General features: G+C 65.3%; 26 protein-coding genes and 1 tRNA gene. 7 read left to right on the top strand and 20 right to left on the bottom strand.

Going from position 1 to position 24,722, the window contains the following annotated elements:
• Positions 1-30: 30 nt before the first annotated feature.
• The 9 genes from AC1DYL_RS20300 to acs all read right to left on the bottom strand — a co-directional run bounded on the left by AC1DYL_RS20300 (position 31) and on the right by acs (position 9,290).
• The gene (locus tag AC1DYL_RS20300; RefSeq protein ID WP_477174557.1) at positions 31-441 is read right to left on the bottom strand and encodes a type II toxin-antitoxin system HicB family antitoxin; all 411 of its coding nucleotides are present in this window, start codon (positions 439-441) and stop codon (positions 31-33) included.
• A 9-nt stretch (positions 442-450) separates the two neighbouring features.
• Positions 451-639: a type II toxin-antitoxin system HicA family toxin gene (locus AC1DYL_RS20295; RefSeq protein WP_477149668.1), complete on the bottom strand. Its 189-nt coding sequence runs from the start codon at positions 637-639 to the stop codon at positions 451-453.
• Positions 640-703: 64 nt separating this feature from the next.
• Positions 704-1,906 carry an MFS transporter gene (locus AC1DYL_RS20290; protein ID WP_477174556.1) on the bottom strand — a complete coding sequence of 401 codons (1,203 nt, stop codon included), beginning with the start codon at positions 1,904-1,906 and terminating at the stop codon, positions 704-706.
• Between the two features lie 9 nt (positions 1,907-1,915).
• Entirely contained in the window at positions 1,916-3,133 is a 1,218-nt protein-coding gene (locus AC1DYL_RS20285; RefSeq protein WP_477174555.1) for an MFS transporter, read from the bottom strand.
• Between the two features lie 103 nt (positions 3,134-3,236).
• Positions 3,237-4,262 (bottom strand): glycosyltransferase family 4 protein, encoded by a 1,026-nt coding sequence (locus tag AC1DYL_RS20280; protein ID WP_477174554.1) that lies wholly within the window; start codon positions 4,260-4,262, stop codon positions 3,237-3,239.
• A gap of 254 nt (positions 4,263-4,516) precedes the next feature.
• Entirely contained in the window at positions 4,517-5,332 is an 816-nt protein-coding gene (locus tag AC1DYL_RS20275; RefSeq protein ID WP_477149672.1) for a UDP-2,3-diacylglucosamine diphosphatase, read from the bottom strand.
• A gap of 148 nt (positions 5,333-5,480) precedes the next feature.
• A complete protein-coding gene (locus tag AC1DYL_RS20270) occupies positions 5,481-5,981 on the bottom strand; it encodes a cupin domain-containing protein (protein ID WP_477174553.1) in 501 nt (166 codons plus the stop codon).
• Positions 5,965-7,068 (bottom strand): glycoside hydrolase family 3 protein, encoded by a 1,104-nt coding sequence (locus tag AC1DYL_RS20265; RefSeq protein WP_477174552.1) that lies wholly within the window; start codon positions 7,066-7,068, stop codon positions 5,965-5,967. The genes AC1DYL_RS20270 and AC1DYL_RS20265 overlap by 17 nt, the downstream gene beginning before the upstream one ends.
• A gap of 278 nt (positions 7,069-7,346) precedes the next feature.
• Positions 7,347-9,290: an acetate--CoA ligase gene (acs, locus tag AC1DYL_RS20260; RefSeq protein ID WP_477174551.1), complete on the bottom strand. Its 1,944-nt coding sequence runs from the start codon at positions 9,288-9,290 to the stop codon at positions 7,347-7,349.
• Positions 9,291-9,466: 176 nt separating this feature from the next.
• Here acs and AC1DYL_RS20255 point away from each other — a divergent pair, with 176 nt between their 5' ends.
• The gene (locus AC1DYL_RS20255) at positions 9,467-10,033 is read left to right on the top strand and encodes a hypothetical protein (protein ID WP_477174550.1); all 567 of its coding nucleotides are present in this window, start codon (positions 9,467-9,469) and stop codon (positions 10,031-10,033) included.
• A 4-nt stretch (positions 10,034-10,037) separates the two neighbouring features.
• Here AC1DYL_RS20255 and AC1DYL_RS20250 read toward each other — a convergent pair whose 3' ends face one another.
• The 4 genes from AC1DYL_RS20250 to AC1DYL_RS20235 form a co-directional block, all read right to left on the bottom strand.
• A complete protein-coding gene (locus AC1DYL_RS20250; protein WP_477174549.1) occupies positions 10,038-11,366 on the bottom strand; it encodes a lipopolysaccharide biosynthesis protein in 1,329 nt (442 codons plus the stop codon).
• A complete protein-coding gene (locus tag AC1DYL_RS20245; RefSeq protein WP_477174548.1) occupies positions 11,363-12,517 on the bottom strand; it encodes a lipid II:glycine glycyltransferase FemX in 1,155 nt (384 codons plus the stop codon). Before AC1DYL_RS20245 ends, AC1DYL_RS20250 begins: the two co-directional genes overlap by 4 nt.
• 109 nt (positions 12,518-12,626) lie before the next feature.
• Positions 12,627-13,319, bottom strand: coding sequence for a TerC family protein (locus AC1DYL_RS20240; protein ID WP_477149679.1), 693 nt, complete (start codon positions 13,317-13,319; stop codon positions 12,627-12,629).
• Positions 13,320-13,580: 261 nt separating this feature from the next.
• A tRNA-Lys gene (locus tag AC1DYL_RS20235) sits at positions 13,581-13,656 on the bottom strand.
• 128 nt (positions 13,657-13,784) lie between these two features.
• Here AC1DYL_RS20235 and AC1DYL_RS20230 point away from each other — a divergent pair.
• A complete protein-coding gene (locus tag AC1DYL_RS20230) occupies positions 13,785-14,666 on the top strand; it encodes a mechanosensitive ion channel family protein (RefSeq protein ID WP_477149680.1) in 882 nt (293 codons plus the stop codon).
• Positions 14,667-14,708: 42 nt separating this feature from the next.
• Here AC1DYL_RS20230 and msrA read toward each other — a convergent pair whose 3' ends face one another.
• Positions 14,709-15,350 (bottom strand): peptide-methionine (S)-S-oxide reductase MsrA, encoded by a 642-nt coding sequence (gene msrA / locus AC1DYL_RS20225; RefSeq protein ID WP_477174547.1) that lies wholly within the window; start codon positions 15,348-15,350, stop codon positions 14,709-14,711.
• A gap of 157 nt (positions 15,351-15,507) precedes the next feature.
• Between msrA and AC1DYL_RS20220 the strand changes: the two genes are divergently transcribed.
• The 3 genes from AC1DYL_RS20220 (at position 15,508) to AC1DYL_RS20210 (ending at position 18,246) form a co-directional block, all read left to right on the top strand.
• Positions 15,508-16,605, top strand: coding sequence for a pyridoxal phosphate-dependent aminotransferase (locus AC1DYL_RS20220; RefSeq protein WP_477174546.1), 1,098 nt, complete (start codon positions 15,508-15,510; stop codon positions 16,603-16,605).
• Positions 16,606-16,755: 150 nt separating this feature from the next.
• Positions 16,756-17,316, top strand: a complete 561-nt coding sequence (locus AC1DYL_RS20215; RefSeq protein ID WP_477149683.1) for a hypothetical protein — start codon at positions 16,756-16,758, stop codon at positions 17,314-17,316.
• A gap of 18 nt (positions 17,317-17,334) precedes the next feature.
• Positions 17,335-18,246 (top strand): S8 family serine peptidase, encoded by a 912-nt coding sequence (locus AC1DYL_RS20210; RefSeq protein ID WP_477149684.1) that lies wholly within the window; start codon positions 17,335-17,337, stop codon positions 18,244-18,246.
• 12 nt (positions 18,247-18,258) lie between these two features.
• Here the strand turns inward: AC1DYL_RS20210 and AC1DYL_RS20205 are convergent, their stop codons facing one another.
• A complete protein-coding gene (locus AC1DYL_RS20205) occupies positions 18,259-18,708 on the bottom strand; it encodes an Lrp/AsnC family transcriptional regulator (RefSeq protein WP_477174545.1) in 450 nt (149 codons plus the stop codon).
• 107 nt (positions 18,709-18,815) lie between these two features.
• Here AC1DYL_RS20205 and rocF point away from each other — a divergent pair, with 107 nt between their 5' ends.
• Together rocF and AC1DYL_RS20195 are read left to right on the top strand one after the other, a co-directional pair.
• Positions 18,816-19,766, top strand: coding sequence for an arginase (gene rocF, locus AC1DYL_RS20200; protein WP_477158594.1), 951 nt, complete (start codon positions 18,816-18,818; stop codon positions 19,764-19,766).
• 55 nt (positions 19,767-19,821) lie between these two features.
• Positions 19,822-20,883, top strand: coding sequence for an ornithine cyclodeaminase (locus tag AC1DYL_RS20195; protein WP_477174544.1), 1,062 nt, complete (start codon positions 19,822-19,824; stop codon positions 20,881-20,883).
• Here the strand turns inward: AC1DYL_RS20195 and AC1DYL_RS20190 are convergent.
• The 5 genes from AC1DYL_RS20190 to AC1DYL_RS20170 all read right to left on the bottom strand — a co-directional run bounded on the left by AC1DYL_RS20190 (position 20,880) and on the right by AC1DYL_RS20170 (position 24,659).
• A complete protein-coding gene (locus AC1DYL_RS20190; protein ID WP_477174543.1) occupies positions 20,880-21,824 on the bottom strand; it encodes an endonuclease/exonuclease/phosphatase family protein in 945 nt (314 codons plus the stop codon). The genes AC1DYL_RS20195 and AC1DYL_RS20190 overlap by 4 nt on opposite strands.
• Before the next feature lie 64 nt (positions 21,825-21,888).
• On the bottom strand, positions 21,889-22,338 hold the full coding sequence (locus AC1DYL_RS20185) for a GNAT family N-acetyltransferase (protein WP_477174542.1): 450 nt from the start codon (positions 22,336-22,338) through the stop codon (positions 21,889-21,891).
• Positions 22,339-22,402: 64 nt separating this feature from the next.
• Positions 22,403-23,977, bottom strand: a complete 1,575-nt coding sequence (locus tag AC1DYL_RS20180; RefSeq protein ID WP_477174541.1) for a 2-isopropylmalate synthase — start codon at positions 23,975-23,977, stop codon at positions 22,403-22,405.
• A 116-nt stretch (positions 23,978-24,093) separates the two neighbouring features.
• On the bottom strand, positions 24,094-24,219 hold the full coding sequence (locus tag AC1DYL_RS20175; protein WP_477149691.1) for a hypothetical protein: 126 nt from the start codon (positions 24,217-24,219) through the stop codon (positions 24,094-24,096).
• Between the two features lie 71 nt (positions 24,220-24,290).
• Positions 24,291-24,659: a cupin domain-containing protein gene (locus AC1DYL_RS20170; RefSeq protein ID WP_477174540.1), complete on the bottom strand. Its 369-nt coding sequence runs from the start codon at positions 24,657-24,659 to the stop codon at positions 24,291-24,293.
• Positions 24,660-24,722: the final 63 nt, after the last annotated feature.

Raw genomic sequence — 24,722 nt, 5'->3', positions numbered from 1 at the left:
TGGGAAACCGCGGGGCCTTTTTCTTTGGGTCTATGCGCCGGCCTTGATCTTGTCGCGCGCCGCCGCCGCAAGGAAGGCCGAGCGGGTAACGCCTCGCAACCGCGCCGCCTCGTCGATGTCGGCCAGCAAGCCCGTGTCGATGGAAATGTTGGCGCGGGCCACCTTCCCACTGTCGAGGATGAGCGGGATCATTGCCAGCACCGCGCCCGATGCCAACGCCGTGCTAACCTCGGTCAGCCTGCCAAGTTCATCCAGCGAGCGTGGGGAAGGCGCGGCGCGACCATCCGCTAGCTCATCCGCTACCCACTCGGCCAGGGCTTCGGTGGCGTTGTCGATGGCCTCCTGTTGTGTCTCGCCCATGGCGGTGCACCCTGGCGCATCCGGAAAGGCAACGCCGAACACCCCGTCCGACGCATCGATCAATGCAATGAAGCGAGCCATTTCAGTCTCCTACTTGGTCCAGCCGGCGGCCTTGGCAATCGACTGCGCGACGCCGGGCGTCAGCGTGCGATGTCGGGGGACCATGATGGTCCCGACACCGAGCTTGCGGAATTTGTCGTGCTTGCTCCCGCCGACCTGCTCCCAGCCTTCGCTGATAAGCCGCGCCACCACCCTTGCAGTGTTGGTCTCGTAGGGCATGCCGACCTCCGCATGCTCTTCATATAGCGGCATTTAGGCCGTTGCGCAAAATATTGCGCAACGATCAACCCAGCCGCGCCTCCGTCCGCCGCTTCGGACCCTGCATGGCGATCGAGAGCCAGATCAGTACAGCTCCCAGCAACGCGAAGGCGGCAGCGATGAAATAGGCCTTGGCGCCCATCATCCCGGTGAGCCAGCCGAAGGCGATCAGCGCGATGACGCTCATGATCTGCTGCAGCATCTGGAAGAAGCCTTGCGCCTCGGCGGCGATCTCGTCGCTGGTCCAGTTGGCGATGAAGTGGACGCACCCCATGAAGCCGACCGCGAAGGTGAAGGCGTGCAGCAGCTGCAGCGGAATCAGGAACTCAAGACCCGGCTGGAAGCCCATGCAGATCCAGCGGAAAACCGCGGTGACGGCGGAGAGGAGGATCAGGCTGCGGGCCGGGAAACGCCGGGCCAGTTTGCCGAACACGAACATGATCGCTGCCTCGGCGAAGGCCGCGAGGGCCAGCAATGGCGCAATCAGGTCGGGCGATAGCCCCTGCTCCATCCAGAGCAACGCCTGGAACGCGTTGAGCACGATGTGTGTGGCGTAGACCATCGAAAAGCCGATCAGCGGCAGGACGAAGAACGGCTTCATCACATCGCGCAGCTGCGCCGCGCCGGAGCTGACGGGCGCCGTCTCGCCCTCGGGCCCCCGGAAGCGCGGCAGCCCGAACGCCACAAGCCCGCGCAGGATCGACAACCCGACGAACATCGGCAGAAAGATGCCGCCGCCGAACGTGGCGATGAGCCAGCCCGCGAAGAACAGCGTGACCATGTAGCCGACGGTGCCCCAGGCCCGGATCGGCCCGTACTGCGTGCCGCGCCGTCGCGTCATCCGCATGGTCGCGGCATCGGCGACCGGCCCGATAAGGCCGGCGGGCAGCAACGCCAGCGTCCAGACGACCAGGATGCCCCAGAAATCGCCAATGACGTAGAATAGCCCAATCGGGATGATGGCCGACAGCGCGCAGCCCAGGACGATGACCTGCCGCCAGTCCGAGGCGCGGTCGGCGATGCGGCCCACGAGGATGTTCAGCAGCAGCGTCACCAGCACCGGGAGCGCGTTGATGATGCCGATCTGCTCGGAGGTCAGCCCCTGGTCGGCGAACCAGATGCCGCCATAGACGTTGAAGGCCGCTCCCCCCATGTAGATGCTGAAGTAGAAGAATGTCGCGCGCAGCTCGGGCGAGATTGTCGGCGCTTTGGCCGCGTTGGCAGGCATTCTTGGACCTCAGGGGGCCGGATCGGCAACGGTGAGCTGATCCGACGTGATCGGATGCGCGGATGGTGGCTGGAGCTTTAGCGAGAGCACCACGCAGAGCGCTCCGACCACCGCATAGGCTCCGACGAACAACCACGCCATTGGACCAAAGGCGGCCACGAACCAGCCCATGGCGACGATGACCACCACCGACATTCCCTGCTGCAGCACATAGGAGAAGCCCTGCGCTTCGGCGGCGATGTCGTCGCTGGTCCAGTTGGCGATGAAGTAGATGCCGCCGAGGTACCCCATGGCGAAGGTGATGGAGTGCAGCAGCTGCAGCCCAAACAGCAGCCAGACCGGCGGCGAGAACGCCATCACTGTCCAGCGGAAGGCTGCGACGAGACAGGCGAAGATGATGATGTGCCGGGCCGAAACCTTGAGCTTCAGCCGGCTCCACACGAACATCATCAGCGCTTCGGCCGCCGCCATAGTGGCAGTAAGCGGCCCGATAAGCCCCTGCGGGATGCCCTGCTCCGTCCACAGCACTGCGGCGAAGGCCCCGAGCACGCCGTGGGTCGAGTAGAGGATAGCGAGGCCGAGCAGACCCATCAGGAACCACGGCTTCAGCACTTGGCGCAGCCGGCTGGCGCCTTTGGTTTTACTGGCGCGGTCTTCACCGGCGCGGAACTGCGGCAACTGGAACGCCAGTATTGCGCGCAACAGCGCGCAAGCGACGAATACCGGGACGAACGCGGCGTCGCCGAGCCAGGCGATGAGGGGGCCGCTCAGCCCGGTGGTGACCATGAAGCCGACGGTGCCCCAGGCGCGCACCATGCTGAAATCTGTGCCACGGCGCTGCGTCATCCGGAGCGTTGCCGCGTCGATGATCGGCACCAGCGCGAAGGCCGGCATCACCGTGAAGATCCAGACACCGAGGATGCCCCAGAAGCCGGAGACGAAGAACAGGCCGATCGGCACGAGCCCGGCGATCAGCGACAGGACGATGATGACGCCGCGCCAATCCGGCATGCGGTCGGCGATGCGGCCCACCAGCTGGTTGACCAGCAGCATGACGAGCAGCGGCGCGGCATTGATGATGCCGATCTCCTCGGCACTGATGCCGCGATTGAGGAGCCAGATGCCGAAATAGACCGACGCCACGCCGGTGCTGCCGAACACGGCAAAATGGTAGATCGCAGCGCGCAGCTCTGGCGAGACGCGCGGCGCGATAGTGGTCGACGACATCAGGGTGTGCTCCGGGCGGGAGAATCCGCCGCACGGGCCGACAGTGCCGAGGGGCCGGAGAAAGATCAACGGGCACGGCGCTAATGTGCGTTATGCCGTGGCGTTATGCAGCCTGGGCCGCAGCCTCGCGAACCGGCACCAGTGCATCAAGGAAGATGTCGGCACAGCGCGCCCAGGTGAAGCCCAGCGCATGCGCGCGGGCGGCTTCGCGACTGAGGGTCAGGGCGCGGATGACGGCGAAGCCGAGGTCTTCGTCGAGGGCGCCGCAGGTCGGGTCGGTGAGGATGTCGCGCGGGCCGGTGACGGGATAGGCAGCGACCGGGACGCCGGAGGCCAGCGCCTCGATCATCACATTGCCGAAGGTGTCGGTGCGGCTGGGGAAGACGAACACGTCCGCCGAGCGGTAGAGCGCAGAGAGTTCGTCGCCGGTCCTGAGGCCGAGGAACACGGCGTCAGGATAGCGCGCCGTGAGCTCGGCACGGGCGGGGCCGTCACCGACGATGATCTTGGTGCCGGGGACATCGAGCTTGAGGAAGGCCTCGACGTTCTTCTCCACCGCGACACGGCCGACATAGAGCAGATGCGGCCCGGGCAGATCGAGGAATTCGGTCTTTTCGCCGGGCGAGAAGCGCGAGTGATCGACGCCGCGAGTCCAGAGCCGCACGTGGCCGAACTGGCGCGAGGTCAGCTCTTCCTGCATCGAGGCGGTGGGCGCCAGGGTCGCGGCGGCCGGCTCGTGGAACCAGCGCAGGAACCCATAGGTCCACTCGGTCGGAATCGGCATCCGCGCTGCGACATATTCGGGGAAGCGCGTGTGATAGCTGGTGGTGAAGGCAAGGCCCTGCTCGAGGCAGACGAAGCGAGCAAGCAGGCCAAGCGGGCCTTCGGTGGCGATGTGGATGTGGTCCGGCGCCTCACGCGCGATCACCTGGCCGATGGTCATTGGTGTGACCAACGACAGCCGGATCTCCGGGTAGGTCGGCATCGGGAAGGTCCAGAAGCCTTCCGGCGTAAGATAGCTCACTTCGTGGCCGCGGCCCATCAGCTCGCGGCCAACCGCTTCGAGGCAGCGCACCACCCCGTTGGTCTGCGGCAACCAGGCATCGGTGACGATCAAGACCTTGCGCATCGGACCCACCCTCGGGAAGCGATGCTGGCGGTTTACGGGAGTCGGGTGACAGCGTTGCGAATGGGCTGTGACGGTAGGATGACGGGGCGTTAGGTAGTGTCACACTCGCAAGGTCGGAGCGTGGGACCACCCCCATCCTCATTTCCTCCCCACAAGGGAGAGGGAGACGACAGCTGCAGAGCCTCAGTTCTTGCGTCTCCCTCCCCCTTGTGGGGAGGGATCAAGGGTGGGGGTGGCCACGGCCTCGATGCGAGTTACTGCCCCGGCACCGCCGGCGCGCGCCGCAACCGCAGCCGCCGTGGCTTCCGCGGCAGCGGCGTCTCAGTCCAGCGCACCAGCTCGAGCACACCCTCATGCGTCTCGGCCACTGCGGTGCAGCTTTCCACCCAGTCGCCGGTGTTGACGTAATGGATGCCGAGCCGCTCGTGCATGTCGGCATAGTGGATGTGGCCGCAGATCACGCCATCCGCGCCGCTGTCCCGGGCTTCGAGGGTCAGCGCCTCCTCGAAGCGGCCGATGACGCTGACGGCGTTCTTCACCTTGTGCTTGGCCCAGGCCGACAGCGACCAGTAGGTCAGACCCATGCGGCGGCGCACCCAGTTGACCGCGATGTTGATCCGGAGCGCGGCGCGATAGGCCCAGTCGCCGACATGCGCCAACCACTTGGCATGCGCCACCACCACGTCGAACTGGTCGCCATGCATGACCACGTAGGTCTTGCCCTGCGCCGTGGTGTGCACGGTGCGATCGACGAACTCGACCTCGCCGAAATAGGTGCCGAGATACTCGCGCAGGAACTCGTCGTGATTGCCCGGCAGCACCACGATGCGGGTGCCGCTCAGCGCCTTGTCGAGGAAGATCTCGACCAGCTGGTGATATTCCGGCGGCCAGTACCAGGCCTTGGCCAGGCGCCACCCATCGACGATGTCGCCGACGAGGTAAATCACCTCCGCCTCGTGCCAGCGCAGGAAATCGATCAACTGGGTGATACGGGTGGGGCGCATGCCGAGATGCACATCGGAGATGAACAGCGCGCGAACCCGCCGCACCTCCCTGCCCTCTTCGCTCATGCCTTCAAACCTCTCGCCTTCGGGATCAGGAGTTTAGCTCATTTGACCTATGGGACGGGAGCGCTTTCGATGCTCCATCGGCCGCGAGGTGGGGAAAACTCCGGCCCTCATAAGCGAACAGCACCAGTGCGACAAGCGTGCGACCGGCCTAGGGCGCCGGTGTCAGCCGGGTGATCACCTCGACATGCTGCGGGAATTTGGCCAGCAGTTCGGCCCGAGTGACGAGGATCATGTCCTCCATCTCCCAGCCCGGCGCCACCACTTCACTGACGAGACCATACTCGCCGGCCGGCAGCTCGGCCGCCTTCCAGACGCCGCCGGCGACGGCGAGGCTGGGCACCTGCCCTGCGGCGAGGTCGGGGCCGAGCACCACCGCTTCGTAGCGGCCGTCGGGGTGGATCATGTGATAGGTCAGCGGGGCACCGAAATGGTGAAACTGAATGCCATCCGAGTGCTTGGTGTGGAAGTGGTCCACCGGGGAGTCGTCCGTCAGCATGTAGTAGATGCTGGTCATGGTGCCGCGCGGACCGCGCGCCGTTTCCAGCCTCTCGCGATGCGTCGGCCGGAACGTCTCGCGGAAATAGCCGCCCTCGAAATGCCCGCCGAGGCCCAGGGCAGCGATCACTTCTGCCTTATTGAGCTTCGACATTTGCAACCCCGATACGCGACTTCAGCGCCACGATGCGCTTGTAGCTCTCCTCGATCCGCGCCTTGAACGCCGGATCGGCCTCGGCCTCGGCAACCAGGATCGCCCGCACCTCGTCGCCCAGCGTGGCGCGCTGGTAGGCGGTGTTGGAGAACAGCAGCACGTCGACGCCGGCGCGCACGGCCTTCACCACCGTTTCCTTTAGGTCGAAATGGTCGCGGATGGCGCCCATCTCGAGGTCGTCGGTGATCACCACGCCTTTGAAGCCGAGCTGGCCGCGCAGCACCCCGTCGATCCACTCCTTGGAGAGGCTCGACGGCAGGCCCGATGGATCGACGTTGGTGTCGATCAGGTGGCCGATCATGACGAAATCCTGGTAGCCGCCGGAGATCAGCGCCCGGTAGGGCTCGAGCTCGCTGTCGTGCCAGGTCTTGGTGATGTCGACGAAACCCTCGTGGCTGTCGGCGGTCGAGGAGCCGTGCCCGGGAAAGTGCTTTAGCGAGGTGAGCAGCCCCGCGTCGTGATGTGCCGCGATCACCTCGGCAGCGTAGGAGGAGACCACGTCGCCGGTCTTGCCGTAGGCGCGGCCGAACTTGGCGATCACCTGATTGTTCGGGTTGACCGCAAGATCGACCACCGGCGCGAAATTGACGTTGAAGCCCCACTCGGCGACGCCCTTCGCCAATTTCTCGTAGACGCCGCGCGCCTCCTCGGGCGTGTTGCTGGCGGCGACCGTCGCGGCGTCGGGAATCTCCTTGAAGCCAACGGAGTCATCGAGCCGCTCCACTAGCCCACCCTCCTGGTCGAGCGTGATGAACGGCGGCAGCCCGGCCGGTGCAGCGTCGCGGAACGCCGCGTTCATCGCCTGCACAGCCGCACGGCTCGCGACGTTGGTCTTGAGATACATGACACCGCCGATGTCGCCGGCCGCCACTTCCTCGCGCAGGGCGACCACGTCCTTGTCATCGACGCCATTGCCGGCAAAGCCGACGACGATCATCTGCCCGGCCATCTGCTCCAGCGACTGGGCGGAGGCGGGCGACGCGGCAAGTACGAGGACCGTCGCGAGGAGCTTCGTGGCGAAATGCATGTGGGTGGGGTCTCGGGAAATCGGGAAGCGGCTTTTGGCTCAGGAGTGCGGCGAAAAGCCGGTCGCTACGAATACTCTGAGCTCTCAGTCGGTGCCTTCTCCCCTTGTGGGAGAAGGTGGCCGACAGGCCGGATGAGGGGTCCGCGCAACGAAGTGCAGCGCGATCGGAGTGAAACGAGGAGTGATCCGGGTACGCGGAGAGATACCCCTCATCCACCCTTCGGGCACCTTCTCCCACAAGGGGAGAAGGCACTGACTGATGGCCCTCTGGGCGAGCCTTACCGGTTCTGTCGGTTCTCGATCAGATCGGTCACCACACTCGGGTCCGCCAGCGTCGTCGTATCCCCCAGCGCGCCGTAGTCGTTCTCGGCGATCTTGCGCAAAATCCGGCGCATGATCTTGCCGGAGCGGGTCTTGGGCAGGCCCGGGGCGAACTGCATCAGGTCGGGCGAGGCAATGGCGCCGATTTCCTTCCGCACCCAGTTCCTGAGCTCGGTCTTCAGCGCGTCGTCGCCCTTCTCGCCGGCCATCAGGGTGACGTAGCAGTAGATGCCCTGCCCCTTGATGTCGTGCGGGTAGCCGACCACGGCCGCTTCCGCGACCTTGGGATGCGCCACCAGCGCGCTTTCGACCTCAGCGGTGCCGATGCGGTGGCCCGAGACGTTGAGCACGTCATCGACGCGGCCGGTGATCCAGTAATAGCCGTCCTCGTCACGGCGGCAGCCGTCGCCGGTGAAGTAGTAGCCCTTGTAGGTCTCGAAATAGGTCGAAACGAACCGTGCGTGGTCGCCATAGACGGTGCGCATCTGGCCCGGCCAGCTATCGGCGATGCAGAGCACGCCTTCCGCTTTTGTCTGCTCCTGGAGCTTCCCCTCGGGCGACAACACGATCGGCTTGATGCCGAAGAAGGGCTTGGTGGCCGAACCGGGCTTGGTGGCGATGGCACCCGGGAGCGCCGAAATCAGGATACCGCCGGTTTCGGTCTGCCACCAGGTGTCGACGATCTCGCAGCGCTCCTTGCCCACATGCTTGTGGTACCAGAGCCAGGCTTCCGGATTGATCGGCTCGCCCACCGAACCGAGCAGCCGCAGCGACGGCATGGCGTACTGGTCGGGAATGGCGGCGCCGGCGCCCATCAGCGCCCGGATAGCGGTGGGGGCGGTGTAGAAGATGTTGACCTTGTGCTTTTCCACCACCTGCCAGCAGCGGCCGGCATCGGGATAGCTCGGGATGCCCTCGAACATCAGCGTCGTGGCGCCGTTGGCGAGCGGCCCATAGACGATGTAGCTGTGGCCGGTGACCCAGCCGACGTCGGCGGTGCACCAGTAGATCTCGCCTGGACGGTAGTCGAACACCCGCTCGTGGGTGAGCGAAGCCCAGACGATGTAGCCGCCGGTCGTGTGGAGCACGCCCTTCGGCTTACCGGTGGAGCCGGAGGTATAGAGGATGAACAGCGGGTCCTCGGCGTTCATCGGCTCCGGCGCGCACTCGGCCGAGACTTTGGCGGCTTCGTCCGCGTACCAGACGTCGCGCCCGCCCTTCATCTCCACCGGGTTGCCAGTGTTCTTGACCACGATGACGCGCTCGACGCCCGGAGTCTTCGTCAGCGCCTCATCGACGTTCTTCTTCAGCGGGATGGTCTTGCCGCCGCGGCGGCCTTCGTCGGCCGTCAGCACGATCTTGCTGTCGCAGTCATTGATGCGGCCGGCGATCGAATCCGGCGAGAAGCCGCCGAAGATCACCGAGTGCACCGCGCCGATGCGCGCACAGGCCAGCATCGCCACCGCGGTGTCGATGATCATCGGCATGTAGATGGTGACACGGTCGCCCTTCTTGACGCCGTTGGCCTTGAGCACATTGGCGAAGCGGCCGAGCCGCTCGTGCAGCTGGCGGTAGGTGATCTTGTCGTCGGTGCCCGGGATGTCGCCTTCCCAGATGATAGCGGTCTCGTCGGCGCGCGTCGCGAGGTGGCGATCGACGCAGTTGGCGGAGATATTCAGCACCCCGTCCTCGAACCATTTGATCGAGACGTCGGGGTAGGCGTAGCTGGTGTTCTTGATCTTGGTCGGCGCCTTGATCCAGTCGATGCGCTGGGCCTGCTCCTTCCAGAAGCCATCCGGATCGCTCAGCGAGCGGGCGTACATCTCCTCGTACTGCGCTGCCGTGGTCCGGGTGTGGGCAATCGCTGCCGCGCTGGGCGCGAACACCAAACTCTCGCTCATCGTCTTCCTCCGATTTTGCGAACCGTTCTAACCAAGCCCTCAAGGCCGGGCAAGCAGACCACTTGCCGGCTCCGGGTCAATTGAAACGCTCTGAAAACCCTTCGGAAACCCTTGCCGTAAACGCTTTCTCGGCGGTTTCCGGGCGACAATGGCGGCAATACCATTTGGAGGCTCCGATGCCCGAACTCGGCTATCACGCCGCGCGACCGGACGAACTCGACATGATCCACCGCGAACTGATGGCGGTGATCGACGAGTCTCCGCATTACTCGGAGCGCTTCAAGGAACACGAGAAGGGGCGGCTGACGAAGGGGTTCCTGCGCGCATTGCAGCGGGTCGATCCGTTCCACGTCATCATCCTGACCCAGGACGGCGTCGCCGGCGGTGGCCTGATCTCCGGGCCCGAGACCGGCGCGATCTTCCGCTACTGGAGCTGGATCTTCCCCGCCCACCGGCAGAGCCGGCTGGGTATCTACGGCATGCGGGTGTTCGACGAGCATTGGGACAACGGCAAGTTCCACAAGGCCTTCACCTGGGTGCGGCCGGAGAACGAAGTCGCCCTCGCCCTGCTCCGCCGCTACGGCTACGAGCAGTCCGCGCTGCTGCGCCAGCAGATCTTCGGGCAGGACTACGTGGTGATGGAGAAATTCTACACCAAGGTCACCGAGGAGTACGACTCGGGGATGGGTATGGGGCGCCTGGCGAAGCTCAGGGCGCGGATCAATTCGCTGTTGGGACGGTAAAGCCCTAGACGTCCTTTACCCGGCGGCCGGGCAGCAGTTCGCCCAAGCGCGGTCCGATCGATACATCGATCCCGGCCATCCGCTTGGCCGTCAGCCACATGGCCGCACACCAGAACGTCTGCGCCGCCAGCGCTGCCACGGCAGCACCCATCAGCCCATGCACCGGGACCAGCAGAATATTGGCCCCCACCAGCACGCCCATCCCAAGCCCAATAGCTGGCAGCGTCGCATAGGGCCGGTCGTGGATCGACAGCACCAGCGCGGCGGGGCCGAACAGCGAGCGGACGCAAAGCGTCAGGCACAGCACCGCCAGCGGACCGACACCCGCCTGGAACTCCGGCCCGAACAGCATCAGCAGCAGCGGGCCCGTTGCGGCGATGACCGCGAACAGCGTGATCGAGATAGCGGCGGCGACGAGGTTGGCCTCGCCGATCTGCTTCATGAAGCCGTCGCGATCGGCCGCAGCGTTTCGCTCGAACATCTCGGGCAGCGTCACGGCGTAGACCGCCGATACGGCGAAGGCCACAAGCGAGAATACCCGCATGCAGACGCCGAACACCGCCAGGCTTTCGCGGTCGAGAAAATTGGACAGGATCAGGAGATCGATGTCGAAGAAGAAGTCGGTGGCGAGCGCGATCACCACCCAGGGCAGCGCAAAGCGCCACCAGCGCTTCTGCTCGGCCGGGTTGACGGCGCTGGCATCGGGCACTTGGCGGACGGCACGGAGAACCCAGGCGAACTGAGCTGCGGCGATGAGAGCGAAGCCGATCGCGAGGAACCAGATCAGCTCGGCGAATTTCGCCTCGGCATCACCGGCCATAGCGGCAAGCGCGAAGCAAAGGACGATGAGCAGCGGGCGGAAGATGGTGTCGGCGAAAAAGCCGGCGAACGGCCGCTTCAACCCGACCAGCAGCGCGCTGTTGCAGTAGACCACGGCGGTAGCGAGCGTCATCAGGCAGGCGGGTAGCCAATGGGCTGTGAGCACCCTGCCCGGCTCGCCGAATAGCGTGGCCAGCGGGTAGCCGGCGACCACGAGCAACAGCGCCGTCGCGGCGACGTGGCCATAGGCGCGCAGCATGAAGCCGCGCAGCAAACGGCCCTCGCCCTTCGAGCGATATTCCGCGGCGAAATAGGTGCCGATGGTCTCGAAGCCGAGCGGCATAACCACCGCGACGATATTCACCGTCGCGATGATCAGGAGGTACTCGCCGAGGATCTCGGCGCCCCAGAGGCGCGCGATCGCCGCCTGGGCGAGGAAGATCACCCCCGCGCCGAACAGCCGGGCGCCGAAAATGATGCCGGATTGCGAGAGCAGGCGCTGCCTGAGGCTCATCGGGCGTCCCGCTGCTGGTCGGGCTTGGCCCGGTCGGGCCGCAACCGGTCGATGCGGCGGCCGACCATGTGAGCCAGCTCACGTCCAGCAAATGCCGCCTCGCCGAGCAGGCGCGGCCACCAGCGTGCAGCGTAGTTTGCGACCGGCGGCACCGGCGTGATGACGCCCCGCTCGCCGACCATGCCCTTCTTGAACTGGTGCAGGCCCTGGAAGCCGTCCGTGCCCCCCAGGTCGTACCAGCGGGCCGGCGTGTTGTCCCGTAGCCAACGGATGATGTGCCAGTGGAGGAAATAGCCGGCGCGCAGCTCGAGCGCCGCAGCACTGGTGGCTCCGTAAAGATAGACCGCCCGGTCGCCGGCCTTGAAGATGATGGCGCCGGCGACGATCTCGCCGGCATGGCGGACGAAGAACAGTTCCGGCCTGAGCGTCGAGTTCGCCATGTCCATCAACGCTGGCACGGTGCCGTAGGCCGAGTGGTCGGGGAACTTCTTGCGATCGACCATCTGCTCGTAAAGCGCGTCGAACTCGGGCCGCCGCTCCGGCCCGGCGTGCTCGAAAGCCAGCCCCGCCTTGTCGGCCTTGTTGAGATGATAGCGCCACTTCTGGTGGAAGCTGTCGCGCTGCTCGGCATCGCTGAGCCTGAGATTGACGATGTAGCGATCCGGAAACCCCAGCGTCGCGCCCTGGCGGAAGCCGTGCTCCAGCAGCAGGCGGTATTCCGCGTTGCCGCCGGCCAGCGAGGCGCGCGGCAGCACCGAGAGCATCATACCGCGCCGCGCCGCATACTCGGCGCATAGCGTCTCGATCATCCGGGCGTAGACGGCGTTGGCCTCGGCGCCCTCGGTGCGACGCAGCATCGGCGCCCACTTGGCCACGGCGATCGAACCCAGGCCCAGCGGCAGCCCCTGCACCATGATCAGGCATCCGCCGACGACCTTGCCACCGAGCATGAACAGTTGCGGCTCAAGCGCCACGCCCGGCCAGCGGGCCCGCGCGAAGGTAGCCAACTGCTCCTGGCACACGCCCTCGAAATCCGCGATCGCATCGTCCCATGCCTCTGGCTCCACCAGGCGCATGACGAAGCCCGACGCCGGTCGTGGCGGCAGGTCGGCGTAAGTGAGCGGGCTGGGAGACAGGGTGGCGAGCGACATGGACGAAATCCGGCAGAAGACCTGCCGGACGCTATCGTCCGCGCAATGATGAAATCCCTACGGCCCGCCGCGCAATGCGAAGGAAAGTCGGGCCGTGGTTACGAGCCGGTTAGTGCGCGACGGCCGGAGCGCCCTTGATCAGCGGAATCATCGGCAAGGTGTGGCCCATCAACTGGTCGGCGCCCTCGTAGAGCATCTTCACTGCGACGTAGAGGATGATGACGAGACCGAGCCAGGCGATCCAGCGATACCGGTGCAGGAGGCCCGCGACCAGCGTCGCGGCAACGCCCATCAGCAGCACCGAGAGGCCGAGCCCGAAGATCAGCGCCACTTCATGGTGCTGCGCCGCGCCGGCCACGGCCAGCACGTTGTCGAGCGACATCGAGACGTCGGCGATGATGATCTGCCAGACCGCCTGCTTCAGCGTCTTCTTCTTCTTGCCCGCAACGGTGCCGTCGGCATTGAGATCGGCATTGGCGAGCGCCTCGGTGGCGTCTTGCTCGTCCTCGTGCGAGACCGACAGCTCCCGATACATCTTCCAGCAGACCCACAGCAGCAGCAGGCCGCCGGCGATGAGCAGACCGCCGCCGAGCTGCAGCAACTGTGTGGTGATCAGCGCGAAACAGATACGCAGCACGGTGGCCGCGATGATGCCGATGAGGATGGCCTTGCGGCGGAGATCGGACGGCAGCCCGGCCGCGGCGAGCCCGATGACGACGGCATTGTCGCCAGCGAGCACGAGATCGATCATGATAACCTGGAAAAATGCCGCAAAAGCCGATGCATCAAGGCCAAAGGGCATTCCGGGTCATCTCCGCGCTGAAAAGGTTAATCGCGGCTATGTAAGGACCTGTGTGGAGCTTGTGAAGAGCGCCATTGGAACAATTCAACACCTGCGACGCCACGGCGCGACCAACGCCGGCTATCAGTCGAGCCGACTCAACGCCGGATTCGTCCGCACCGGCCGAGGCTCGCCGATGCAGGCACGGCCGCAAGAGCGTCGCAACCTGCGACCCGCGGCAGACTGGCCGTTAGGCCCGTCATATCAAAGCTTTAGGAGGATTGGTGGGTGCGCACGGACTCGAACCGTGGACCCGCTGATTAAGAGTCAGCTGCTCTACCATCTGAGCTACGCACCCGGTCCGAGCGGCTGACTATCAGGGCTCCCCCACCTTGTCCAGCACCCATTCGCGTGTCTGTGGACTTTCGCGGTTTTGCCAGATTGGTAAGTTAACGCCCGCCCACGCCACAGCCCCGCGAAGTGCCCATGAACAATCTGAACACCGATCTGCCAACCCAGGCGACTGAAGCCGTTTCCCTTCCGCTTCGCTGGCTTGCCGACAATTCGGTGGCGCTGCTCAGTGCGCTCTTCGTACTGGTGGCCGGCTGGTACCTGGCGCGCATGCTGTCGCGGATGGTGCGCAACCTGCTGCCGCGCGCCTATGGCGTCGACAAGAACTTCGCGCCGCTGCTCGCTCAGGTGACGCGCTACGGCGTCATCATCTTCGCAATCGTCACGGCGCTCAGCTTCCTCGGCGTTTCCAGCACGTCGATCTATGCCGTGATCGGCGCCGCCGGCCTCGCCATCGCGCTGGCGCTGCAGGGCACGCTCGCCAACATCGCGGCCGGCATCATGCTGGTGTGGCTGCGACCGATTGCCATCGGGGAGTACATCGTCGGCGATGGCGTGGCTGGCGTGGTGGTGGAGATCGGCCTGTTCGGCACGCGGCTGCGCTCGACCAGCGGCCTCTACATCTTCACGCCGAATCAGAAGCTCTGGTCTTCGGCCATCACCAACCACAGCCGCGAGCCGCGCCGGCGGATCGACGTGAACATCACCGTGCCGGATTCGATCAACGTGGCCGCCGCCCGCCGCACGATGCTGAAGATCGCTACCTCCGACAAGCGCGTGCAGGTCGACCCGCCGCCGACGGTGCATGTCGAGAGCTTCGTCGGCGACAAGATCATGCTGCAGCTGCGCGCCTGGGTGCCGACTCCGGAATACCTGCCGACGCTGCGGGACCTGACCGAGAAGGCTAAACTCGCCATCAACAAGATGCTCTCGGCAGAGGGCGAGCACGCGCAGGTGGAATTGGCCGCAGACCCGCATACACAGAATGCTGGTGAGCGGACGCCGGATCTGACTTAGCCCGCCCCCCAAGCTTTGTGGTGACGGGAACAGCAGCCCGCCTCAGGCGTGCCCGTCCAGCCCCTTGAAAGCGTCCTTGCCCCAGATGGCTTCGACCTGGCCGTTCTTGCCGCAGCCGGCGCGGTAGCGGGCATAGTGCTCGGCGCGGGTCAGGCCGTTCTGCAGCATCTCGGAGCCCTTCCAGAAGTCCTGGTGGTAGTCCTCCGCCGGCCAAAAGGTCGGGGCCATGGCGACGACTGTGGCGACGGGCTTGCCCAGAGCCGCGGCAGTGGCTTCCTTGCCGGCTTCGGCTTCCTTCAGTTCGGTGTCGTTGCCGGCGTAGATCGCGGTGGTGTAGCTCTCGCCGAAATCACAGAACTGCCCGCGCGTCTCGATCGGGTCGATCAGGTGGAAGAACGTGTCCACCAGCTTGTCGTAACTGGTGACTGAGGGATCGTAGACGATCTTCACCGCCTCGCGGTGGCCGGTGGTCTCGGTGACCACCTGCTCGTAGCTCGGGTTGTCGACATGCCCGCCGATATAGCCGGAGGTGGTGGAGAGCACGCCCGGCGCGTGGTCGAAATCGCTCTCGATCGACCAGAAGCAGCCACCCGCGAAGATCGCGGTCGCCGTCTCGGCGCCCTGTGCGCCGGTCATTCCCAGCGCGCCCGCGATTGCTACCGCGAGCGCCAGCCTGTTCTTCATCATTGGATCCACCCATGAGGATTGTGGCGGCATGATTGGACCCGCCCATCGTCACGCGCAACACAATCAAATGTGCGGCGCGGCTGGTGAAACTTTTCGGCTCGCGGCACGTGATCGGCCCGTTGCGGCGGGCGCCGGGCACGCTAAGTTCGCCCGCATGCGTTCCATCCTGACGCCCCTCGCCCAGTCCCTGCCCTCGACTGTCCCGTTCACCGGCCCCGAAGCGCTGGAGCGGCGCACCGGCGCGCCGTTTCGCGCCCGCGTCGGCGCCAACGAGAGCGGCTTCGGGCCATCACCGAAGGTGATCGAAGCCATCGCCGCGGCGGCTGGCGGCGTGTGGATGTATGGCGATCCCGAGGTTCATGACCTGAAGGCGGCGCTTGCCGCCCATCTCGGCATCCCCCCGGCGAACATCGCGATTGGCGAAGGCATCGACGGGTTGCACGGCCTGATTGCTCGGCTGATCACCGAACCCGGCGATGTCGCCGTCACCTCGCTAGGCGCCTACCCCACCTTCAACTATCACGTCGCCGGCTATGGCGGCTGCATCGTCGCCGTGCCCTATGCCGGCAACTACGAGGACCTGGGAGCACTTGCCGAGGCAGCCCGGCGCGAGCGCGCCAAGGTGATCTACCTCTCCAACCCGGACAACCCGATGGGCACCTGGTGGAACGCTGCCGAGATCGACCGCTTCATCGCCTCGGTGCCCGAGGAAACCCTGATCCTTCTCGACGAGGCCTATTGCGAGACCGCGCCCGCCGGCACCCTGCCCGCGCTCGATATCGAACGCCCCAACCTGATCCGCACCCGCACCTTCTCCAAGGCCTACGGCCTCGCCGGCATGCGCGTCGGCTATGCCATCGGGGAGACCGGCTTCATCAAGGCCTTCGACAAGGTTCGCAACCATTTCGGCGTCACCCGGCTGAGCCAGGTGGCAGCGATGGCGGCCCTAGCCGATCAGGATTGGCTGGCGGACGTGGTTGCGAGGGTCGCAGCCGGCCGCGAGCGACTCTACGCCATTGCTGCCGAGAACGGGCTCGGCACTGTGACGTCGGCCACCAACTTCGTAGCGATCGATTGCGGAAGCGACGGAGAGTACGCCATGCGCGTGCTGAAGGCGCTGGAGGCCCGGGCCGTGTTCATACGCAAACCCATGGCTCCCGGACTCGACCGACACATCCGGATCAGCGTGGGGCGGCCCGATGAGCTGGCCGTCGTGGCCGAGCAACTGCCGGTGGCCTTACGCGAGGCTTAGATAATTCCGTCGAATTAGTTCCGATCGCGAACACTTCTTTAGAGAAAATGCGATTTGATATGCCCCCTCTGATGTGGGGCATATCTCGTGGGCGCAGTCGACCCTGAGGTTGATCGGCAGGTCGAACCGCAAGTGCGGGTCCGCTGGTTGTTGGCCGGGTGGCTCTTCGCCGCTTGTGCCGCCGCGTCGCCCTCGCCCGCTGCCGCGCAGGAACTCGCCGTTGCGCTCCACGTGATCGATATCGCGCAGGGGTCGGAACTGACCGAGAGCGTCCGCAATCTCGCCAACGGCGGTTACGAACTGTCGGATGGCACCTGGGTATCGTTGCCCAAGTGGTACCACACCGACTGGCCGGATACCCACATCGACATGCTCACCCAGGTTGGCGAGGATTTCGGGCTGCTGTGGGGCCTCGGCACCGGCGAGCGTGGCGAGAAGTACACCATCGACCCAAGCCTGCGGATCGGCTTCGTCGCACAGGCCCACCCGAGCGCCAATACCACCCTGTCGCTGACCGTCCGCGGCATCCTCTGGGGCAACCTCACCGAAAAGACCTGCGAGGGGGATTACGGCGAGATCGGCGGCGGCATTCAGACCGTCAACTGCCGCCTCGCCGCGACTCCGCTGCCAACGCAGGAGACGCTGCAATACCTCGCCGACGCCGAGCCGAACCGGCTCCATGTCTCCCTTACCTACAGTGCCAGTTTCTAGCTTTCAGGAGTGAACGCCATGACCTCACGTATCAAGTATCTCGTAACGGCAGTCATCGCCGCCCTCGCCCTGCTCGGCGGCGTCTCCGCCCCGCAGGCCCAAACCACGACGCCCATCTGGCGCAACTGGATGAGCCCGGAGGTCGCCGACGCCTGGACCGCCGGCTACAAGGGCCAGAAGACCACGATCACCTTCATCGACGACTTTTCCAGCACGTCGAAGTTCGGGGGCAACCTCACTGGTACCAGCCAGGTCCTGCGCCACGGCGAGTGGACGCGGCTCGAGGGCAGCATGATCGCGCCCCTCGCCACCATCAAATCCAAGGAATTCAGGTCCAGCACGAGCGTCAGCCTCGCGGCGGGGCTCAATATTCTGAACCTGAGCTACGGCATGTACGCCAGGGCCGGCTACAGCGCGAGCCAGATTGGCTGGAGTGGGCAGGAGTCCTCGATCATCTCCTATGCCAGGAACGGCAAGGCAGTGATCGCCAAGGCGGCCGGCAATGACGGGATCGCCATCGGCGGCACCAACAAGAGCGGCCAGGTCGATTATCTCAACCTCGCGCTCGTAGGCACGCAATCCACCATCTACGTGGGCGCGCTGAATACCAACGGAACCGTTGCCAACAAAGCGAGCCTCGCGTCCTACTCCAACAAGGCCGGCACCAACACCGCGGTGCAGAGCCACTTCCTCGTGGTCGGCGTCGACAGCAGCAAGATGGGCCTCGCCGGCACCTCGTTTGCGGCACCGATCATCTCGGGCTATGCCTCGATCCTGGGCAGCAAGTTCACCACGGCGACGCCCACCCAGATCACCAACCAGCTGCTGAATACTGCCCGCAAGGACACGCTGCTGAACTACAACGCGGCGACCTACGGCATGGGTGAAGCAAGCCTCGGCCGGGCGCTGGCGCCGCTGACCATCAGGTAGGGGCGCCCGCCCCTACCCCAGTTCCTTGCGGGCGGCGAGCAGTATGCTCGTCTCGGTATTGGCGATGCCGTCGATCTGCCGCACCTTGCGCAGCAGTTCGTCGAACTCACGCAGCGTCGGCGTCTCGATCTCCGCCACCACGTCCCAGCGGCCATTGGTGGTGTAGAGCCCGCGAATCTCGGGGAAGCCGGCGAGCCGGCGGATGATCTGCTCGGAGTTCTTGCCGTCGACTTCGACCATCATGACGGCGCGCACTGCGTCGGCCCGCCCCTTGGCCTGCACCACCACCGTATAGCCGGCAATGGCCCCCGAGCGCTCCAGCCGCTCCATCCGCGCCGTTACCGTGGCGCGCGAAACGCCAAGCTCGGCCGCGAGCTTGGCCACCGGCAAACGGCCATTGGTCCGCAGCAGAGCGATCAGGCGATAATCGAGGTCGTCGAGCCCCGGTGTACTATTCGTCAATTCGCACCGCCACTTTGCACATCTCGCTGCGCAATCTTATCACTTCTCCGTCTTTTCGTCTGCACGCATCGATCCTCACATATGCGGGAACTGAATCGAGGCCCCCAATGCTGCACGACGCCCGCGCCCGCCGTTCCATTACCGGTAACCGGATCGACCTGATCGGCCTGCCGACCGATGCCGGCGCGTCCTGTCGTGGTGCGGCGCTCGGCCCTGACGACCTCCGGGCCGCCGGGATCGCTGAGCGTCTCGCGGGCATCGGCTACGCCGTTGCGGATCTCGGCGACGTGAACGTCAGCCAGAAGCTGGCCCCAGCCGCCGAGATCGACGCGCTGGCCGTTGCCGCCAGCGAGGCCGGCTATCGCAGCCTCGAGAATGGCGCCCGCCCGGTCTTCCTCGGCGGCGATCATTCGATTTCGATGGGCTCGGTCGCCGGCGTCGCCCGGCACTGCCGCGACACCGGGCGCCCGCTGTTCGTGCTGTGGTTCGATGCGCATGGCGATTTCAACACCTGGGCCACCACCGAAACCGGCAATATCCACGGGATGTCGCTGGCCCGCCTGTGCGGCGAGCCGGGCTTCCACAACTCCACCGACTGGTTCGCCACGGTCGACCCAGCCAACGTCATGATCCTCGGCGCGCGCGCCCTCGATTGCGAAGAGGCGCAGCTGCTCGACGAACGTGGCGTGCAGGTGGTGGACATGGACGCCATCCGCGTCGCGGGCGTGGCGACGCCGCTCCAGCACTTCCTCGATCGTGTGGAGGCGGCGAACGGCCATCTGCATCTCTCGCTCGACGTCGATGCCATGGACCCCAGCCTCGCCCCCGGCGTCGGCACCACGGTGTCCGGCGGTCTCAGCCGCGACGAAGGCGACCTGGTGATGGACATGCTGCACAGGAGCGGCCGCGTCGGCTCGCTCGACCTCGTCGAACTGAACCCTTTCCTCGACCATCTCGGCATGAGCGCCGACCTGATGATCGACCTCACCGCCCGCCTGTTCGGCGAGCGCCACTCCACCCCGGCCGCGAGGCAAGCGGCCCTGTCAATGACGGCCTGACGGCCGCAACACGAGCACTCGAAGCCTGACTGCTCCAGCAAAGTAAGAGGCGAATATGACCCAGTTCATCGGCACCAGCGATATCCGCGCCCTCCTGAGGAAGACCGGCGTCGAGCCCTTCCTCGTCGGGCTCGCCGACTACATCGAAGCCGATTTTCGCCGCTGGGAGCAGTTCGAGAAGGCGGCGCGCCTTGCCAGTCACAGCCACGATGGCGTCATCGAACTGATGCCGGCCTCGGATGGCGCGCTCTACGCGATGAAGTTCGTCAACGGGCATCCCAAGAACACCGCCGCCGGCAAGCTGACGGTCACCGCCTTCGGCGTCCTCGCCGATGTCGCTACCGGCTATCCGCTGCTGGTCTCGGAGATGACCATCCTCACCGCGCTGCGCACCGCCGCAACCTCAGCTGTCGCTGCGCGCACCCTCGCCCGGCCGGGCAGCCGGACGTTGGCGCTGATCGGCGCCGGCGCCCAGTCTGAATTTCAGGCCCTGGCCTTCCGGGCACTGCTCGGCATCGAAGAAGTGCGTGTGTTCGACGTCGATGTCGAAGCAGTCGACAAATTCTGCCTCAACCTCGCAACCAGCGGCCTACGCCTCATCCGCGCTCCGTCCGTCGCCGAAGCCGTGCGCAGTGCCGACATCGTCACCACCTGCACCGCCGCCAAGCGCCACGCCGACGTGCTGATACCGGAGATGATCGCCCCCGGCGTGCACCTCAATGCCATCGGCGGCGATTGCCCCGGCAAGACCGAGTTGCACCGCGACATCGTCGCCAGGGCCTCGGTGTTCACCGAATACACTCCGCAGACCCGCATCGAGGGCGAAATCCAGCAACTGCCGGATGACTTCGCCGTCACAGAACTATGGCAGGTGCTGTCGGGACACAGCCCAGGTCGCCGCACGGCCGCCGAGGTGACCCTTTTCGACTCAGTCGGCTTCGCCGTCGAAGACTTCTCAACCCTGCGCTACGTCCGCGATCTGAGCCTTGTCGAGGCACGCCACATCGACCTGATCCCCGAACTCGACGATCCAAAGGACCTGTTCGGACTACTGATGCATCAGAGTCGGCCAGGGCATGTCGAGTTCGCCGAAACCACAGTTGAGCAGCGACGCTAGCGGTTCCCCGCCAGCCCAATCTCCGCGATCAGCCCCCGGTGGTTCGAGCCCATCGAGTCTCCCATTGCGTCGACTTGCTCGATCACCAGCGGCGCGCGGGCGAAGACGTTGTCGATAGGCACGCCAAGCGGGCCGAGGCGCACCGGCCAGGTGGCCGGATAGAACGGGCCCGGCGCCAGCTTTTCGCGACTCGCCAGTCCGTCGATCCTGGCGGACCACGCTGCAGAGTTGAAATCGCCGGCCAGCACCAGCGGCCCTTCGAGCCGACCGATCGCCAATCCTAACCGGCGGAGCTCTTCGTCCGGGAAGTCGTCGAAATAAGGTTTGACCAGATGGGCGCCGACGATGTTGACGCGCTGGCCACCGACAACAGTCGCTGCGGTGATCAGCCGGTTCCGCCATACCTCGCTCAATGAGCCTACGGCCACACTCTCGAGCGGGGTGCGCGACAGCAGCACGGTGGAGCAGTCATCACTGATATCGCAGCCGGCATGATACGGGTAAGTAGCGAGCAGCTTTTCGCGATATGGCCCGATCGGCGAAGCCTCCATCAGCAGCACCACGTCGGCTCCGGAACCAATGATGAAATCGGCAATCGCCGCGCCGTTCCGGTTGTCCACGAGGAGATTGAAGCTCAGCAGCCTCAAGAGCGGCTTGCTCCCGACCCCTTGTGCGGCGATCCGCGCTTCCTGCTGGCGATAGATGATCGCCCCGCCCTGCCCGGCGCTGACGGCGAATACGAACAGGAACAGCAGCCCGCGTCGCCACGCCCCGCCGATGAACAGCAGCAGCACCAGCCCCAGTAACGCGGCGGCGATATGAAAGCGCAGCGATTGCAGCAGCGCCTGCCCCGGAACGCCGAAATCGACGCTCACCGCGAGCAGCACGCCGCACACCACCAGCGCCAGCGCGGTGATCGCCCCCCTCAGTTCACGCAGCATGCAATGATCCCCGTCAGATGCGCCGAACCGTAGCGGCAGCCGCGGCGCCGGACCAGCCCGCGCGCTACAGGTGCTTCATCATTTGCACACAGCCGCTCCGCATCCCGCTGAGCTCCTCGGGGTCCCAGACCTCGCGCTGCCAGCCGCGCTTCTCGTAGAACCCGATGGCCTCCGGAGCCGAATTGAGCATCAGCGTGGTGATGCCGAGCTTGTAAGCGTGGTTGATCACCCCCTGCTCCATCACGCTCCCATGCCCCTGCCGCTGGCGATCGGCCACGATCCCGACGAGGCGCACGGCGGCGCGTTCGCCCTTCAGGTCGAGCCGGGTCGTCCCGATAGGTTCGCCATCGAGCAGCAGCAGGAACTTGATGTGGTTCGCGGCTGCGTCGTCCGGGTGCGCATCGTTGTAGACGAAGCCCGGATGCCGCTCGGGCGGAAACAGCACCTCGCGCCGAATCCGATGCATCGCCGCCCACTCTTCGGGAGTCTCCACCCGCCTCAACTCGTAAGTCATTGCCCCTCCATAAGAAAAGAGCCGCCCGAGGGCGGCTCCTGATTGTTCGGACCGGCGGGTGCCCTCACCCGACTGCCGCTTCGGTCGCGCCTTGCGCCGCGGCGCCGCGTTCGAGCAGCAGGCGGTTGTAGGCGTTGATGTAGGCGCGGGCCGAGGCGACGAGCGTGTCGGGCTCGGCGGCGTTGCCGGAGACGATGCGGCCGTTCATTTCGAGGCGCACATGGGCGCTGGCCTGCGCGTCGGTGCCGCCGGTGACGCCGTCGATGGCATAAAGCACCAGATGAGGATCCTTGCCGACGGCCTGCTTAATCGCGTTGAAGATCGCATCCACCGAGCCGGTGCCGTCGAACGCAGCCTTCACTTCGACCCCATCGATGGTGATGGTCAGGTCGCAGTGATGCACGCCGCCGGTCTTGGAGATCACCTCCATGTCGACCAGCTTGATGCGGTCGTCGACCGAGCCGGCCTCGTCATCGACCAAGGCGACGATATCGGCGTCATAGACGTGCTTCTTGCGGTCAGCCAGGTCCTTGAAGCGAACGAATGCTTCCTGGAAGGCATTATCGCCAAGGTCGTAGCCCAGTTCCTTCAACTTGTCCTTGAAGGCGGCGCGGCCCGAATGCTTGCCCATCACCAAGGTGGTTTCCTTGATGCCCACGCTCTCCGGCGTCATGATCTCATAGGTCTGGGCGTTCTTCAGCATCCCGTCCTGATGGATGCCGCTCTCGTGCGCGAAGGCGTTCTTTCCGACGATCGCCTTGTTGTACTGCACCGGGAAGTTCGCCGCCGCCGAGACTATCTTGCTGGCCCGGCTGAGGTGCGTCGATTCGATCTGAGTGTGGTACGGCATGGCGTCGGCGCGGGTGCGCAGCGCCATCACGATCTCCTCGAGCGCCGCGTTGCCGGCGCGCTCACCCAGGCCATTGATGGTGCATTCGACCTGCCGCGCCCCCCCCCGCACCGCGGCCAGCGAGTTGGCGACCGCGAGGCCCAAATCGTTGTGGCAGTGGGCTGAGAAGATCACCTTGTCGGCGCCCGGCACGCGCTCGATGATCGAGCGGAACATCGCCTCGTGCTCGGCCGGAATGGCGTAGCCGACGGTGTCGGGCAGGTTGATAGTGGTGGCGCCGGCCTTGATGGCGAGCTCGACGCAGCGCGCCAGGTAGTCGATCGGCGTGCGCGTGGCGTCCATCGCGCTCCACTCGACATTGTCGATGAGGTTGCGGGCCTGCGCCACAGTGGCGGAGATGATCTCCAGCACCTGCTCCTCGGTCTTTTTCATCTGGTGCGCCAGATGGATGGGCGAGGTGGAAACGAACGTATGGATGCGGCCTTGCCTGGCGTGGCGCACCGCTTCGCCGGCGCGGGCGATATCGCCCGGAATGGCGCGGGCGAGGCCGGCAACTACCGAGTTCTTCACTTGCTTGGCCACCGCGACCACCGCTTCGAAATCGCCGTTCGAGGCGATCGGGAAGCCGGCTTCGATGATGTCGACGCCCATCTCGTCGAGGGCTTCGGCCACCTGGAGTTTCTCCTCGAGCGTCATCGTCGCGCCCGGGCTCTGCTCGCCGTCGCGCAGCGTGGTGTCGAAAATGAAGACGCGGTCCTTGTTGCTCTGCGCCTGTGCCTGGGTGCTCATTTCGGTATTCCTATCAAACGGCCGGGGTTCGAAAACCATCGCGACCGGACAAATCGATGTTCGGTTTCTTGCGCGTTATCCCCTGACCACCCGCTCGCTATCCGAGCTGTCGGTTATCAGGGGCTGATAAGAAGGAGAAGCAGGGCGGCCGGCAGCAGCAGCAGCGCAGCAGCCAGAATCAGCCGGCTCTCCCGAGCCTTCTGTTCAGCGATTGCGATGGCAATGGCGCGTTTGCGCTGCATGGCGAAATTCCGTTTGCGTCGCGGATAGTGCTGGAATTGAAGCCTATTGGCAAGCGTCTGTGACGACAGATTCAAACCCAGACGTCATTTTCCGCCGTCCTCGCACCGCCCTCGGCACCGGTGTTGAGCGTACCGCGTGGCTCGATCAGCAGCATCTTCACCTCGCGCTCGGCGAACGGCTTGTGCTCGATTCCGCGCGGCACGACATAGAGTTCGCCCGGCCCCACCGTCACCGATCCATCGCGGAAATCGATCCGCAACTGCCCCTCCAGCACCAGGAACGCCTCGTCGGTATCCTTGTGGTCGTGCCAGATGAAGTCGCCTTCGATCTTCACCACCTTGAACTGGTAGTCGTTAAGCTCGGCCACGACGCGCGGCTGCCAGTGCCCGTCGATCTTTCCGATCTTCGCAATGAGGTCGATGCCGGTGTAAGCGGCCATTCCGGTCTCCTTTAGGGAGCCGAGATTGGCGCGCTGCTAGCCGGCTGGTCTTGAACGTTCGTG

The organism is Devosia sp. P1_H9 (genome assembly GCF_056405135.1).
The sequence above is the reverse complement of the archived record's forward strand: the minus strand, read 5'-3'. Positions and strand labels throughout refer to the sequence as shown.

What these genes read in the sequence shown, in the direction of transcription:
- AC1DYL_RS20300 (WP_477174557.1), bottom strand. Translation starts at nt 441, where the DNA reads ATGGCTCGCTTCATTGCATTGATCGATGCGTCGGACGGGGTGTTCGGC.
- AC1DYL_RS20295 (WP_477149668.1), bottom strand. Translation starts at nt 639, where the DNA reads ATGCCCTACGAGACCAACACTGCAAGGGTGGTGGCGCGGCTTATCAGC.
- AC1DYL_RS20290 (WP_477174556.1), bottom strand. Translation starts at nt 1,906, where the DNA reads ATGCCTGCCAACGCGGCCAAAGCGCCGACAATCTCGCCCGAGCTGCGC.
- AC1DYL_RS20285 (WP_477174555.1), bottom strand. Translation starts at nt 3,133, where the DNA reads ATGTCGTCGACCACTATCGCGCCGCGCGTCTCGCCAGAGCTGCGCGCT.
- AC1DYL_RS20280 (WP_477174554.1), bottom strand. Translation starts at nt 4,262, where the DNA reads ATGCGCAAGGTCTTGATCGTCACCGATGCCTGGTTGCCGCAGACCAAC.
- AC1DYL_RS20275 (WP_477149672.1), bottom strand. Translation starts at nt 5,332, where the DNA reads ATGAGCGAAGAGGGCAGGGAGGTGCGGCGGGTTCGCGCGCTGTTCATC.
- AC1DYL_RS20270 (WP_477174553.1), bottom strand. Translation starts at nt 5,981, where the DNA reads ATGTCGAAGCTCAATAAGGCAGAAGTGATCGCTGCCCTGGGCCTCGGC.
- AC1DYL_RS20265 (WP_477174552.1), bottom strand. Translation starts at nt 7,068, where the DNA reads ATGCATTTCGCCACGAAGCTCCTCGCGACGGTCCTCGTACTTGCCGCG.
- acs (WP_477174551.1), bottom strand. Translation starts at nt 9,290, where the DNA reads ATGAGCGAGAGTTTGGTGTTCGCGCCCAGCGCGGCAGCGATTGCCCAC.
- AC1DYL_RS20255 (WP_477174550.1), top strand. Translation starts at nt 9,467, where the DNA reads ATGCCCGAACTCGGCTATCACGCCGCGCGACCGGACGAACTCGACATG.
- AC1DYL_RS20250 (WP_477174549.1), bottom strand. Translation starts at nt 11,366, where the DNA reads ATGAGCCTCAGGCAGCGCCTGCTCTCGCAATCCGGCATCATTTTCGGC.
- AC1DYL_RS20245 (WP_477174548.1), bottom strand. Translation starts at nt 12,517, where the DNA reads ATGTCGCTCGCCACCCTGTCTCCCAGCCCGCTCACTTACGCCGACCTG.
- AC1DYL_RS20240 (WP_477149679.1), bottom strand. Translation starts at nt 13,319, where the DNA reads ATGCCCTTTGGCCTTGATGCATCGGCTTTTGCGGCATTTTTCCAGGTT.
- AC1DYL_RS20230 (WP_477149680.1), top strand. Translation starts at nt 13,785, where the DNA reads ATGAACAATCTGAACACCGATCTGCCAACCCAGGCGACTGAAGCCGTT.
- msrA (WP_477174547.1), bottom strand. Translation starts at nt 15,350, where the DNA reads ATGAAGAACAGGCTGGCGCTCGCGGTAGCAATCGCGGGCGCGCTGGGA.
- AC1DYL_RS20220 (WP_477174546.1), top strand. Translation starts at nt 15,508, where the DNA reads ATGCGTTCCATCCTGACGCCCCTCGCCCAGTCCCTGCCCTCGACTGTC.
- AC1DYL_RS20210 (WP_477149684.1), top strand. Translation starts at nt 17,335, where the DNA reads ATGACCTCACGTATCAAGTATCTCGTAACGGCAGTCATCGCCGCCCTC.
- rocF (WP_477158594.1), top strand. Translation starts at nt 18,816, where the DNA reads ATGCTGCACGACGCCCGCGCCCGCCGTTCCATTACCGGTAACCGGATC.
- AC1DYL_RS20195 (WP_477174544.1), top strand. Translation starts at nt 19,822, where the DNA reads ATGACCCAGTTCATCGGCACCAGCGATATCCGCGCCCTCCTGAGGAAG.
- AC1DYL_RS20190 (WP_477174543.1), bottom strand. Translation starts at nt 21,824, where the DNA reads ATGCTGCGTGAACTGAGGGGGGCGATCACCGCGCTGGCGCTGGTGGTG.
- AC1DYL_RS20185 (WP_477174542.1), bottom strand. Translation starts at nt 22,338, where the DNA reads ATGACTTACGAGTTGAGGCGGGTGGAGACTCCCGAAGAGTGGGCGGCG.
- AC1DYL_RS20180 (WP_477174541.1), bottom strand. Translation starts at nt 23,977, where the DNA reads ATGAGCACCCAGGCACAGGCGCAGAGCAACAAGGACCGCGTCTTCATT.
- AC1DYL_RS20175 (WP_477149691.1), bottom strand. Translation starts at nt 24,219, where the DNA reads ATGCAGCGCAAACGCGCCATTGCCATCGCAATCGCTGAACAGAAGGCT.
- AC1DYL_RS20170 (WP_477174540.1), bottom strand. Translation starts at nt 24,659, where the DNA reads ATGGCCGCTTACACCGGCATCGACCTCATTGCGAAGATCGGAAAGATC.